This window comes from Acinetobacter sp. Colony158 (assembly GCF_019264745.1).
GTDB lineage: Bacteria > Pseudomonadota > Gammaproteobacteria > Pseudomonadales > Moraxellaceae > Acinetobacter > Acinetobacter ursingii.
This window is the reverse complement of sequence record NZ_CP078523.1, coordinates 2,527,137-2,539,994: the sequence shown is the minus strand read 5'-3', so window position 1 is coordinate 2,539,994 and position 12,858 is coordinate 2,527,137. Positions and strand designations below refer to the sequence as shown.

The window sequence follows — 12,858 nt, the reverse complement described above, 5'->3', positions numbered from 1 at the left end:
CTTTATTGCTTTATTAAATGGAATATCAAAAACGATATAAGTTTCCTATACATACCCATCATTTATTTAAGCCATAAATCCAGTTTGGCTTGGTCTTCAATCTTAAATTCAACAGTTTGTAATGGAATTTCTCCACCCGTTACAGTGAACTGAATGAACTCGTCACGTCGGAATGCAAATACGGTGAACTGTCCCTGTTGTTTTGCATATTGAGCCAATAATTTTTCAGACGCCTTAAGTCCATCAATGGCAACAATCACATCCTGCGCAGACAAACCTGCTTTTGCACCCTCTCCCGCACGATTGGCTTGCTGAATCAGGACACCTTCAGGTTTATCTTGCAGTTTTAGACCAAATGGCAATGCTTTATCGTGTTTGAATTGATAGCTTAATCCAAACGATGGCAGTAACTCATTGATTGGCAGTTCTTCTGTAGTATTGATCAAGAAGCTTAAACGTTCTGTCCAATCTTGCCCTGTCAATTCCTTACAAAGATCAAAAATGGTTCGCTCATTGACCTGAATGCCCTTTTGCGTATTTTCATATAAGCGACGCAATAATGCATCCAGACTAGAGTCATAAGTGCGTAACCCGAGGTCCAGACATAAGGCGACCAAAGCACCTTTATTGTAATAACTGGTTCCTGCATTATTTGAGTTTTCATCCTGACGATAAAACTTGATCCATGCGTCAAAACTCGACTCAGACACAGATTGAATAAATCGTCCTGGATTTTGCAGATAACGATCCATCTGGGCTTTCAATAATTTCAAATAAGATGTTTGTGAAATCACGCCACTGCGTAGCAAAATTAGGTCATCGTAATACGAGGTAAAACCTTCAAAAATCCACAGTAAAGAGGTATAAGATTCTTGATGTAAATTATATTGAGCAAAATTTTCAGGACGTATAAATTTCACCAGCCACGAATGAAAATACTCATGACTACATAAACCCAAGAAACGCTGATAATCTTCAGATGGTTCTTCAGGTTCATTGGCTTTAGGCAAATCATTGCGTGGTGTAATCAAACTGGTGCTATTACAATGTTCTAATCCACCATAACTATTGCCCGTTGCCATCGTCATAAACGTATAATTTTTAAATGGCGCAGAACCAAAAATTGCAATTTCGGTTTCACAAATTTTAGTTAAATCAGACTTTAAGCGTTCAACATTGGTGTGATGCTGACCTGATACTACAAATTCATGTGCAATTGCATTTGCATCAAAACTAAATCGGGTTTGCTCTGCAAGTTCAAAAGGACTATCAATCAGTTGATCATAACTTTCTGCTTTTAAGGTAAAACGCCCTTTCACTAAACTTTTTGATGTTAAACCTGTTGCAAGCTGGAAGTGCTTCAGTTCTTCTGGCAAAAACAATTCGACTTCACAAGCGGATTGTTCCTGATCTTTTAATCCCAGACAGACACATGCAGGATTAACATATAAACGGGTCTGATCGACGTAAGCACCACGAACCGATAAATCATAAGCATAAACATCATACTCAACTGTAATCAGTTCATGATCTGTATTGAATAATTGCCATGTATTTTTCTGATCTTTTCGAATCGACAATAATCGACCCGCTTCATCGTAAGCTTTGACTGATTCAATATGTTTTGCAAATTCACGAATCAAATAACTTCCAGGAATCCACGTCGGTAGCCAGAGTTCCTGATTGGGATTGGCTAGAAAACGCATAGTGACATGGATCAGGTGTTGGCGATAATCATCAAATTCAATTTGGTAATGCAACATATTTTCAGGATATCAAATCAATCAATTTCATCTAGCTTAACATTTTTTTAACAGCGCATGAGTAGTTGTCGCATTTGTCTACAAAAGTCACTAGCCACCAAGAAAAAAAAGGCATAGCATGCAACTATTTTTAGCATTTCACACCACAGGATGGTCATGCAGGTGAACACGTGAGATTTTTCCTTTCACTTTTTACGCTTTTTAGTTTGTTTTGTACCACGCTTGCCAATGCACAACTCCTGAATATTGCACCTGAAAGTGTCGAAGCGCAGGCTTGGAGCATCATCGATGCACAATCAGGCCAGACCATTGCTGAATATAATAGCAATGCACAACGCGCTCCTGCCTCTTTAACCAAGATGATGGTAGCTTATATTGCCCTTAAAGAAATTAAGGCAGGCAAACTACGTAAAGATGAAATTTTGACTGCAACTCCTGTGGTTAAAATGGTTCAGTGGGATGAATCCCAAATGTATTTAAAAGAAGGTGAACAGATTTCTGTTGATCAACTTTTAGCAGGTTTGATTGTGATGTCAGCCAATGATGCTGCGGTAACCTTGGCCGAACGGATTTCAGGCAATGTTCCTGCATTTTTGAAACGTATGAATCAGGAAGCTCAAGCTTTGGGCATGCAGAATACACATTTCTCCAACCCTGCTGGCGTCACCATGCCAGATCATTATTCGACTTCACATGATCTGGGCTTACTCGCCAAAGCATTGGTCAATGAAGTTCCTGATTATTTAAGCTATTCAAAACTACCCAGTTTCAGTTATAACCAACGTTTTCATCGCGCAACCAATTTGGTACTAAAAAATGACCCAAGTGTGGATGGTTTAAAAACAGGCTTTACCAAAGCAGCGGGCTATAATCTTGCGCTGACGGCGAAACGTCCAACCCTAAATCCAGATTTACCAGAGCGTCGTCTGATTGTGGTGGTTTTGGGGACTAAAAGTGCAGTAAAACGAGCCGAAGTTGCGCATAAACTAATGAATCTGGCTTATGCTTATACCCGTGATGAAGAAGTTATTAAAGATAAACAGCTCATTGCTGAACTGCCAGTTGTCAAATCTACCTTGAAAATGTTTAAGGTTGAGACTCAACAACCGACCATTGTCACTACATCATTATATGATTTATCACAACCGATTGATCTCAATCAGTTTGATATGCAGACTCAACGTTTACATGTCACCTATGCCAACGGCATAATGACCACAATTGAGCCTTTACAAACCACCAAAACCCATGTCAATGTCGAGCTCAACGAGAAACAATTGACTGCGCCGCTGATGAAAGCAGTTCATCTTGCAACGGTTCAGGTTTACCAAAATAATCAATTGATTCAAAGCATCCAAATTAATGACAATGTTCAAATTCAGGAAGCCAATATTTTTGAACGATTCTTTATGTGGTTCAAAGGTCTGTTTTCGCTATTTGGTCATGATGATCGAAGTGTCAAACTCTACCCACTGAACTAAAATTATTTCGTCGATGATAAGGTAGCTTTTAAGCTACCTTTTTTGTAAAGTTAAATGGCGAGATTTACAGCATAAAAAATTCAATTTTGCATTGAAATTGAGAAAATTGCCCTTATTAATGAAAAAATGAGTGTTTAAATGTGAAAACTTGTGGTTTTTTACGATTTTTCATCTACAAAACCAGTTTTTCACTTTATCATGTGTACTTAAATTGATTGAATGGATCAAATAACATGACTGCTATTGCAAATAACCACGTGGTTTCATTCCACTACACGCTGACTAATGCAGAGGGTGAAACTCTTGACCAATCACAAGGTGAACCACTTGCCTATTTGCACGGCGCAGGTAATATTATCCCAGGTTTAGAAAATGCCTTGGCTGGTAAAACTGTAGGTGAAAAATTTACAGTCAATGTACCTGCTGCTGAAGGTTATGGCGAATATAATCCTGATCTTGTACAAGAAGTACCAGCTCAAATGTTCCAAGGTGTTGAAAACATTCAACCAGGTATGCAATTCCAAGCTCAAACTGATGATGGCGTGCAAATCGTTACTGTTAAAGCAGTTGAAGGCGATAATGTTGTCGTTGATGCAAACTTCCCACTTGCTGGTCAAGATTTAACTTTTGAAGTTGAAATCGTTGAAATTCGTGATGCAACCCAAGAAGAACTTGATCATGGTCATGTTCATGGCGCGGGTGGTCATCACCACTAATCGGTTAATTGACCGATTCAAATAAAGCAAAGTTTCGACTTTGCTTTATTTTTTAAATCATAATGCCCAATCAATATTAAAAACCATCAATTGTAAATTTAATCATCAATTTTATTTATCTTTATTCATAAACTCACAAAAGATGCCTTCTGATTTGTAATTCGCCTTGTAGTTGTTTTCATTTATTTTTATGATGAAGACTAAAGGTGCATACGTAGTTTCTATTTCAACAGAGATTGCACTTTAGATTTATAACAATGATTGATTTACATAGGAATAATACATCATGAAATATGAACACATTTTAGTTCCAGTTGACGGCTCTGACATCTCTCTCGCTGCGCTTAAACAAGCCGCTTCTATTGCAAAAGCATTTAACAGTAAAATTACAGCAATCAGCTTATTGGCCGTTGATCCATTTAGCGGTGTCGATTTTTATTATGTTTCCCCTGTAATGAAAGATTACTTTGTAGAAGCTCATGCACAAGCAGAGGAAACTCTGGCAAAAGCTGAAACTATTGGAACTGAATTAGGTATTGAGATTGAGACTCAAATTATCAAAGGTGAAGTCTCATCAGAAGGTATTTTACAAGCAGCGGAAGACTTAAAAGTTGACTTGATTGTGATGGGTTCACATGGTCGTAAAGGATTCCAAAAATTCTTCTTGGGTAGCTTTGCGCAAGATGTACTTGGAAATACAGAATTGCCTGTTTTGATTGTAAAAAAATAATCTTACAGCCACTAAAAAGCCCGTTTTTACGGGCTTTTCTAGAACCAAAACAACTTGAGTGAATATCCTCAAATATTGTTTGTTGTTAGCTAATTACAAATCGAGGTTACCATATCTGATTTATCTTGGCCGAGAATGAACTCTTATAGACCAAGCAGTATATGAATACCTTATTTTTAAGATAGCACTTATTGCTAAATCGATCAAGTTTTACTCAATTATTTTATTAGTCTCTTTGACGAAAATGGAATGCTACATCAAATTCCTTATAGGCTAACCATGTTGCAATAATACACAGTAACCCCACCCCAAGAAGAATCTTATCCATATTCAAAATTCCCAAAATCAAGAATATACAGGAGAACAGACCAAGCAAAGCACAAATTAAAAAGCCGAGATAAAAGTAGCGCATAGGAGATACCCAAAATTTAATAAGAAAAACATTTACACAAAATTACAATGTAAAAAAGTGATGATGCTCAATAAAAATCCAAATCGAGGTATACCCTTTTGCCTTTCTTTAATATTTTCATTTAAAGACACAACTTATGTAAACAAACGAAATAAACTGTGAGCTTTTGCAGCAATTCTTATTAAATATTCTAAAATTGTACTTAAACAGTAAAATAATGAATTAAAAGCATATTTTTATCTTAGAATGCCTAAGTTGGTTTGTTCCACGTTCATTATCAAAAATAAATCACTCATCTTTACGAACTGAATAAAATTGAATTGGAGAAAAACATGTTAAAAAAAATCATGATGACGACTGGTATTGTATCTGTATTAGCCATGACAGGTTGTGCCACAATGTCCAATCCATCTACCGACCGAAATCTAGCAATGCTACAAAATAAACTGTGGCTAGTGACTGAAATCAATGGCGTAGAATACAAAGTTAATCCAGCTCAGACGACTAATGTTGCTGCCCTAATGTTTGATAATAGTGCATTGAGTGGTTCTGATGGTTGTAATCGTCTAATGGGCGGATACACCGTCAAAGGTACCCAAATTGCTTTCACTCAGTTAGCAAAAACTCAAATGGCTTGTTTATCTGCAACAGATGTTCCAGAAAAATTCTCTAATGCGTTAGAGCAAACTACAAGCTATAAAGTTTCTGAGAAAAAATTAGAACTTTTAAATAAAGACGGAAAAGTTCTAGTTGAATTAAAAAGTAAATAAATAAGTAAAGCTCCCAATGATAAGTTGGGAGCTTTTAATTTAATCGTAAATATGATTTCTTTGATCATTGTTTAAATCCTCTTTATTTTTCTCCTACAAACAGAAATAAAAGAGGCTTATGAAAAAGTCTTGTGATTTAAACTATTTATCACAACATATCTTATCTAGCGAAATCCTTCGCTGACTTTAGTTTGAAGTTAAGCCGTTTGTTTCATCTTGAAAAATAAAATATTTCTGCTTCGCATATAAAAATTCACAAGAACAAATGCCAAAATCATTGCTCCAACAATATCCAAAGGGAAATGTACCCCCAAATAAATACGTGACCATCCAACCAAAGCTGCAATCAGAATAGCAATAGCCCCTAGTTTTTGGCAGCCTTGATATAAAAAAGAAAATGCCAATATGCTAATCGTTAGCATATGATGACTTGGAAAAGAATTTGTTGCTTTATGAGCAATCAGCAAATGCCCTAATTCCAATGCAAATGGTCGCGCATGATAATAAAAGTGATCAATCATAGCGGCAATACACACACCGATCAGAACCAGCAGCAAACTATGTAAATAGGCTTTTTTATAATTTGAATCCCCTTTAATCAATAAAACGGTACATAAAAGTAGATAAATACCAATCAGATCATGCGAGATAAAAATAGCCATTTTTAATAAAAATGGTGCTGGTGTGGCAGATGCATTGATCCATAAAAATACACGATGATTAACAGTGGAAAGAAACATAAGTCGGTCATAAAAGCCAAATCACTTCGTTTATTAGACTCATTTTAGATTAAGTGTTTCTTAGATTTAAACCACAATAAGCCATTGAAAAATAAATTAAAAAAAATAATTTCATTCCTAATAAATACTTAATCTTGGTTATTTATTCTTTAGGTAGATATACTTTTGGATCTGGTAAAAGTGGCTTTGCATTTAAAAAAATTTGACTGTTTAAATCTTATTTTATTTTTCTCTACTGCCCTCTTGATGCTAATTTTCATACCTGTTGCTGGGTCAGTAGATCAAATGCTCAGTCTTCCTTGGGTAGATCATTCGGGATATTACTTAAGGGAAAGCTGGTTTTTAGTTAAAGTTGGACATGAATTTTTAAAAAATCTCGTGATTTTGATTGCAATCATACATGCTGTTGTCTGGCTGAAATTATCAATTGAAAAATCAAGCTCACCGTGGCGTTCAATCAGTGGCGTTGTGGTACTGGGAATGATGATTTCGGTTGCAGTAATCGGTTTACTCAAATCCCAATCAATACATGCCTGCCCTTGGGCACTTTTACAAGTCAATCAAGAACATGTCGACTGGCTCAGACCATTAAGCTCGCGAGGTAAGTGTTTCCCAGGCGGTCATGCGTCTGCTGGATTTTCTTTACTCATTTTATATTTTGCTTATCGTCCATTTTATCCCAAGCTTGCGCGATATGGACTCGCATTCGCTTTAGTCATGGGTATAGTGATGAGTACGGTTCAAATGGTACGTGGTGCTCACTTTTTAAGTCATAACTTATGGGCACTCTGGTGGTCATGGCTCATTGATTTTATGTTGTATAAAGTATGGCAAATGCGTTGGTCTTATCAGTTAAAGACCCTCTCAATTTATAACAAGAATTAAGTAAATTAATATTAGTTATTGATTTTTAATTAAATTTTATCTAATTATTTCTTAATCTTATCAGTTTTAAATAGAGCATCTGCATCAATTAGCTGAAATTATGCGTATGGCTACTCTATTTAAGCTTAAACGAATCTCCGTCTCTCTAAGAATGTTTAATATTCTGGTCGCCAGTTGGCTGGCCAGTTTCACCAATATTGGTTTCTATGAACATCTTTGCTCTTTCAGTTCTTTTTCAGGATTTATTCAATACTCTTTTATTTTTGTGACTTTTTTAATCTTAAGCGGATTTTATTTCTTTGTCTTACAGATTTTTAGTTGGCAGCATTCAGCCAAAGCACTTGCCGTGGTCTTAATTGTATTGACAGGACTTTCATCTTATTTTGTCAATCAACTAGGTGTAAACATTAATCCTGATCAAATTCAGAATGTCATGCAAACAGATGTCGATGAAGCATTTGATTTATTATCTGTTCCCTTTTTATTGTGGATCATTCAGACCGTTGTTTTACCATTAATCGTTGTATTTTATATAAAAATCAAACCCATTCAGAGTATTAGAAGCCTTGTTCTTGATAAATCAATCAGCTTGATCATTGCTTTGTTTATTATGGGTCTTGGTTTGTTTTCATTCTATAGTCAATACGCGCCTATTTTTCGGGAAAATCGTGAATTAAAAGCCCAAATTTCTCCTTTAAATATTTTGTCGAGTAGTTGGAGTTATGCACATAAAAGTACAAAAGAACAAAATCTACCCTTAATACCTTATGGTGAAGATGCGCATCAAGTCAATCATGCGATCCAACAACCCGCTAAAATTATGGTTTTGGTGGTCGGTGAAACTGCGCGCGCGCAAAATTTTAGTTTAAATGGCTATGCCAAAGTGACGAATCCTGAACTCAGTCAGTTGGATATTGTCAATTTTAATCAGGCATCCTCATGTGGAACACAAACCTCGGTGTCTGTACCCTGCATGTTTTCTGGTATGCCTCGCAAGAATTATGACGCTGCTTTAGCCTCACACCGTGAAGGTTTACTGGATATCGCTCAAAGAGCAGGTTATCAAGTTACATGGATTGATAATAATTCTGGATGCAAAGGCACTTGTGATCGCATAAAAAATTATATCGTGCCCAAAGATGAGCCTGCTTATAAGAAATGGTGTGGAAATGGTGAATGTCATGATGGTGCTTTATTGGCAGCACTTTCTGATTATTTAAAACAACTTGATACTCAGCATTTGAAGCAAAATCAACTCATTGTATTACATCAAATGGGGAGTCATGGCCCAGCCTATTATAAGCGTTATCCTGATGAATTTAAGAAATTTCTACCTGTTTGTGAAACCAATAATATTCAAAATTGTGATCATCAGTCATTGATTAATACTTATGATAATACGATCTTATATACTGATCATATTGTGGCCAGTACGATTCGTGTATTACAACAAACAGGTGTGCCTACTGGATTAATTTATTTATCTGATCATGGTGAATCGACTGGAGAAAGCGGTTTATATTTGCATGGAACGCCTTATTTTATGGCACCTAAAGAACAAACTCATATTCCCATGCTATTTTGGACTTCACAACAATGGCCAGAACATCAAAAAATTCAGAATTGTTTAAGTAAACAAAAGGATCATGCAGTGAGTCAGGATAATTTATTTCCAACTTTATTGAGCTTTTTAAATATTCAAACCAAAGTACTCAATCGCCAACTCGATTTACTCGCACAATGTGGAGGTAGTGTTTAAAGTGATTCGTATTTTATATATCGAAGATGACTTAATGGTAGGCAAATCAACCTACCAGTTGTTTCAACACGAAAAATTTGAAATCGATTGGGCGAAAACAGGTTTAGAAGCCCTCGATTATTTGTTCGGTCAAACTTATCACATTGTACTGTTAGATCTTGGATTGCCAGAACTAGAAGGGTTGGAAGTCCTTAAACATATTCGCAAACAAGTCGATATGAATAAGATGGGGGTGATTATTATCAGTGCGCGTGACCAAAGTCGTGACAAGATTCAGGGACTCCGACTGGGGGCTGATGATTATATTGTTAAACCCTATGATTTTGATGAGTTAATTGCCAGAATTGAATCTGTTTTAAGGCGTGGAAACTACAATTCACTCGAAGAAATTCATTTTAAAGTGGGCAATGTTCAACTTTTTCCAAATACGCATCGGGTCATAAAAGGAAAAAAGAAAATCGAACTTTCAGCCAAAGAATGGGCAATTTTAGAACCCATGATGATGTATCCCAATCAGATTTTTTCCCGACAAATGCTCGAACAAAAACTTTATAACTGGGATACTGACATCAGCAGTAATACCATTGAAGTACACATTCATAATCTTAGATATAAATTAGGCAAAGATTTTATTCGTACCGTTCGTGGTCTGGGTTATTGTATAGATACACCAAAAGTTTCAGGGTAGCTGCTGAGATGCCCCCTTTTTACAATAATTACAACAGACTCAAGCAAATTTATCGTGACCTGCCACTTAGTTCGAGAATGTCATGGAGCATCTCGATTTTCAGTATTATTTTGCTGATTATCATTGGTATTGCTGCCTATCGGATCGCTCTTGAAGAATCACAGGAAGTCATTGATCGCCAAATGCAGGAAATGGCAGAATTTCTGGATAAAAATAATCTTTCAAATCGTCTTTCTAGCTTTGATCCTCACAAACAATATGATGAAACCGATGTCTTTATCGACATTATTCCTAAAAATGAACTTGAGTACATCAGTCAGCATCATAACTATATTTTGCCGTATTCAAATTCAGCACATTTCTCCAAACATAAAACCTCTCGGGGTGAATTAAAGATTTATGTATTACCACTTGCAGATAAGCAAATCCAAATTAGCCAGCTCATCAAAGTCCGCCGTCATCTGGCCGAGGAACTGGCATTTAATATGCTTATTCCTTATCTTTTTTTCATGCCATTTGCGATTTATGCAGTTTATCGACTCATACGCCATCACTTAAGATCGATTGATGAACTCAGTGTGACTTTTGCACAACGGGATTATCATGATTTATCCGAGATTCATGTTAAGGATTTACCCGTTGAACTTACCCCTGCGATCAATGAGTTAAATTATTTATTTAAAAGGATTGAAAACGCACAAAAACAACAACAACTTTTTGTTGCGAACGCTGCACATGAATTAAGAACCCCGCTTACTGCCTTGAATCTGCAAAGCTCACTGTTGATGAAAACTCAACGCAATAGCTCAACCTATCATGAAAATTTGCAAGACTTAAGACACAGCCTAGATCGAATGACCCATTTAGTTGAACAGTTAATGGCTTTGGCACATCAAGAGGTTCAACAACATGAACCTCTCGAAAAATTGAATCTTGTAGACGCAACGCGTCGTAATGTCGGTCAATTGCTTGCCAAGGCACATCATAAAAATATGGATGTACAAGTCGACATTCACAGTCCGCCGGAAGAATTAAATATATGGGCAACTCGCAATACCGTAGATAGTATTTTGATTAACTTGATTGATAATGCGATCAAATATAGCCCCGCACAAAGTCTGGTTCTGATTAAAATATACTGTGCAGAAAACGAGCATTGTCAGGTGGAAATTCATGATAGTGGTAGTGGAATTGCACCAGAGCAATATGAATATGTTATGCAGCGCTTTGTTCGACTGGTTGAAACGCAGCATCAAGCTATAGGAAGTGGACTTGGCCTCTCCATTGTGCAATCAGCCCTACAAGCCATTGATGCTACGATGCAACTTAGTAGTTCAGAGCGATTAACAGGTTTGAAAGTCGTCCTGACTTTTAAACAAAATAGAGATGCCAACACATAGTTTTATAAACAACAACTAAGTTGCACAAACATTCAAAAATTATCCCGCCTGATTCATGAGGTGATCTAACTCCATGAGTTTATGGAGTTAGATCAGCTTTCAAGGAAAGTCATGCCGTATTTGAATAATACAAATTAGATGCTAAATGAGCCCAACAACTCATTGGGCTCTTTATGGCATTACTCTTCTTCAACTTCGATAGGATCACCATCTTCTGGACGAATATGACGTTCACCATCCTCCGCTGGATCAACACTTGAACCATCTTTGGTAATTGCATTGTACAATTCATCTTCTTTTTTATCATCGATGAATTCTTCATCTTCAAAATCCAAAGGTTCATTATCATCATCGAAATTTAAAGGTTGTTCTTCGTCTATCATGAGTCTTTATCCTTAATAGAAATAGACTTCTTGCATACATCCCTTTTATTTCTCCTTATGAGGGAAAGATAAAAAGGCTTTAACACTGATCAAAGAAGTCTAATACATTAATTTTAGAGTGAGTCATTTCAAAATAAGTTTTCATGCAGAAAATGAAGCATCACTGTAAATAATATCGTGGCTCATTTTCCTTAAACTTTAAATCAAAATGGATTCGTTAAATGCGTTTGGTCATCTGCCAGAAAGTGAAGTAAATCCTGTGCAACCCGCTCCTGTTGGGTGGCTAAGACGCCATGCGGTTCTCCCTCATATTCAATCAGGGTCGCATTTGGTATCGCTTTTTTCACTGCATGCGCACTGACTTCAATCGGTACTGTTTTATCTGCGGTGCCATGAATCACCAATAATGGTACGGTGAACGCAGCAAGATCTGGTCTAAAATCAGTATAGGCAAATGCTCGAACACAATCTACTGTGGCTTTAAGACTTGCCTGCATGGCAACTTGTGTATTCCATTTAAGGAACTCATCACTAACAGCATGTTTGAGTAAGCCAACACCATAAAAGTCTTTAAAGAAATCGCTATAAAATTTTGGACGTTCCGCTAATGAACCGTACCGGGTTTGTCGGAGACTTTTTTATTTAAGTTAGGCCACCTGACCTAACGGATTAATCTTATCATAGTACATTGCTTCAAACTCAAAAGGCGATACATAACCCAGTGCACTGTGTACACGCTTTTTGTTGAACCAATCTACCCAATTTAGTGTCGCAAGTTGTACATCTGCTAAACCTTGCCAATCTGCTTTTAAATATTCAATCACCTCTGTTTTGTATAAGCCATTCACCGTTTCAGCCAAAGCATTATCGTATGAATCACCTGTCGTACCGACTGATGCTCGTAAATTTGCTGCTTCTAAACGATTGGTATAGCGAATAGAAAGATATTGAACACCTCTATCGGAATGATGAATTACATTCTTTGGCATGCCTCGATCGTGCAATGCTTGCTCCAATGCATCGAGCACCATATCTGTATTCATCCGTGTAGATACTTTCCATCCAACAATTGCTCGCGAGAACACATCAATAATAAATGCAGTGTAGACCCAGCCAGAATGAGTTTGAATA

13 protein-coding genes are annotated in these 12,858 nt (G+C 36.7%); 8 read left to right on the top strand and 5 right to left on the bottom strand.

Annotated elements, in window-relative coordinates; genetic code table 11:
• Nucleotides 1-62: 62 nt before the first annotated feature.
• Nucleotides 63-1,763, bottom strand: coding sequence for a M61 family metallopeptidase (locus JR005_RS10255; protein ID WP_218664995.1), 1,701 nt, complete (start codon nucleotides 1,761-1,763; stop codon nucleotides 63-65).
• A gap of 170 nt (nucleotides 1,764-1,933) precedes the next feature.
• Here JR005_RS10255 and JR005_RS10250 point away from each other — a divergent pair, with 170 nt between their 5' ends.
• From JR005_RS10250 to JR005_RS10235, 4 genes are all read left to right on the top strand, one after another.
• The gene (locus tag JR005_RS10250) at nucleotides 1,934-3,244 is read left to right on the top strand and encodes a D-alanyl-D-alanine carboxypeptidase PBP6B (protein ID WP_218664994.1); all 1,311 of its coding nucleotides are present in this window, start codon (nucleotides 1,934-1,936) and stop codon (nucleotides 3,242-3,244) included.
• 233 nt (nucleotides 3,245-3,477) lie between these two features.
• Entirely contained in the window at nucleotides 3,478-3,960 is a 483-nt protein-coding gene (locus tag JR005_RS10245; RefSeq protein WP_004988415.1) for an FKBP-type peptidyl-prolyl cis-trans isomerase, read from the top strand.
• A gap of 286 nt (nucleotides 3,961-4,246) precedes the next feature.
• Entirely contained in the window at nucleotides 4,247-4,690 is a 444-nt protein-coding gene (locus JR005_RS10240; protein WP_119686636.1) for a universal stress protein, read from the top strand.
• A gap of 744 nt (nucleotides 4,691-5,434) precedes the next feature.
• Entirely contained in the window at nucleotides 5,435-5,872 is a 438-nt protein-coding gene (locus JR005_RS10235) for an META domain-containing protein (RefSeq protein ID WP_119686638.1), read from the top strand.
• 197 nt (nucleotides 5,873-6,069) lie between these two features.
• Here JR005_RS10235 and JR005_RS10230 read toward each other — a convergent pair whose 3' ends face one another.
• Nucleotides 6,070-6,612, bottom strand: coding sequence for an undecaprenyl-diphosphatase (locus JR005_RS10230; RefSeq protein WP_119686639.1), 543 nt, complete (start codon nucleotides 6,610-6,612; stop codon nucleotides 6,070-6,072).
• A 285-nt stretch (nucleotides 6,613-6,897) separates the two neighbouring features.
• Between JR005_RS10230 and JR005_RS10225 the strand changes: the two genes are divergently transcribed.
• From JR005_RS10225 to JR005_RS10210, 4 genes are all read left to right on the top strand, one after another.
• Complete coding sequence (locus JR005_RS10225; protein WP_228731686.1) at nucleotides 6,898-7,497, top strand: phosphatase PAP2 family protein; 600 nt, start codon at nucleotides 6,898-6,900, stop codon at nucleotides 7,495-7,497.
• 100 nt (nucleotides 7,498-7,597) lie between these two features.
• Nucleotides 7,598-9,256 carry a phosphoethanolamine transferase gene (locus tag JR005_RS10220; RefSeq protein ID WP_004988431.1) on the top strand — a complete coding sequence of 553 codons (1,659 nt, stop codon included), beginning with the start codon at nucleotides 7,598-7,600 and terminating at the stop codon, nucleotides 9,254-9,256.
• A gap of 1 nt (nucleotide 9,257) precedes the next feature.
• Nucleotides 9,258-9,944, top strand: coding sequence for a response regulator transcription factor (locus JR005_RS10215; protein WP_004988436.1), 687 nt, complete (start codon nucleotides 9,258-9,260; stop codon nucleotides 9,942-9,944).
• Between the two features lie 8 nt (nucleotides 9,945-9,952).
• Nucleotides 9,953-11,344 (top strand): sensor histidine kinase, encoded by a 1,392-nt coding sequence (locus tag JR005_RS10210; protein ID WP_151829762.1) that lies wholly within the window; start codon nucleotides 9,953-9,955, stop codon nucleotides 11,342-11,344.
• 179 nt (nucleotides 11,345-11,523) lie between these two features.
• Here JR005_RS10210 and JR005_RS10205 read toward each other — a convergent pair whose 3' ends face one another.
• The 3 genes from JR005_RS10205 to JR005_RS10195 form a co-directional block, all read right to left on the bottom strand.
• Entirely contained in the window at nucleotides 11,524-11,727 is a 204-nt protein-coding gene (locus tag JR005_RS10205) for a hypothetical protein (RefSeq protein WP_004988443.1), read from the bottom strand.
• A gap of 203 nt (nucleotides 11,728-11,930) precedes the next feature.
• Nucleotides 11,931-12,224, bottom strand: a complete 294-nt coding sequence (locus JR005_RS10200; RefSeq protein WP_228731685.1) for an alpha/beta fold hydrolase — start codon at nucleotides 12,222-12,224, stop codon at nucleotides 11,931-11,933.
• 150 nt (nucleotides 12,225-12,374) lie between these two features.
• The coding region (locus JR005_RS10195; RefSeq protein WP_218664824.1) for an IS3 family transposase at nucleotides 12,375-12,858 on the bottom strand (484 nt) is incomplete at its 5' end.

What these genes read in the sequence shown, in the direction of transcription:
- JR005_RS10255 (WP_218664995.1), bottom strand. Translation starts at nt 1,763, where the DNA reads ATGTTGCATTACCAAATTGAATTTGATGATTATCGCCAACACCTGATC.
- JR005_RS10245 (WP_004988415.1), top strand. Translation starts at nt 3,478, where the DNA reads ATGACTGCTATTGCAAATAACCACGTGGTTTCATTCCACTACACGCTG.
- JR005_RS10240 (WP_119686636.1), top strand. Translation starts at nt 4,247, where the DNA reads ATGAAATATGAACACATTTTAGTTCCAGTTGACGGCTCTGACATCTCT.
- JR005_RS10235 (WP_119686638.1), top strand. Translation starts at nt 5,435, where the DNA reads ATGTTAAAAAAAATCATGATGACGACTGGTATTGTATCTGTATTAGCC.
- JR005_RS10230 (WP_119686639.1), bottom strand. Translation starts at nt 6,612, where the DNA reads ATGTTTCTTTCCACTGTTAATCATCGTGTATTTTTATGGATCAATGCA.
- JR005_RS10225 (WP_228731686.1), top strand. Translation starts at nt 6,898, where the DNA reads ATGCTCAGTCTTCCTTGGGTAGATCATTCGGGATATTACTTAAGGGAA.
- JR005_RS10220 (WP_004988431.1), top strand. Translation starts at nt 7,598, where the DNA reads ATGCGTATGGCTACTCTATTTAAGCTTAAACGAATCTCCGTCTCTCTA.
- JR005_RS10210 (WP_151829762.1), top strand. Translation starts at nt 9,953, where the DNA reads ATGCCCCCTTTTTACAATAATTACAACAGACTCAAGCAAATTTATCGT.
- JR005_RS10205 (WP_004988443.1), bottom strand. Translation starts at nt 11,727, where the DNA reads ATGATAGACGAAGAACAACCTTTAAATTTCGATGATGATAATGAACCT.
- JR005_RS10200 (WP_228731685.1), bottom strand. Translation starts at nt 12,224, where the DNA reads ATGCAGGCAAGTCTTAAAGCCACAGTAGATTGTGTTCGAGCATTTGCC.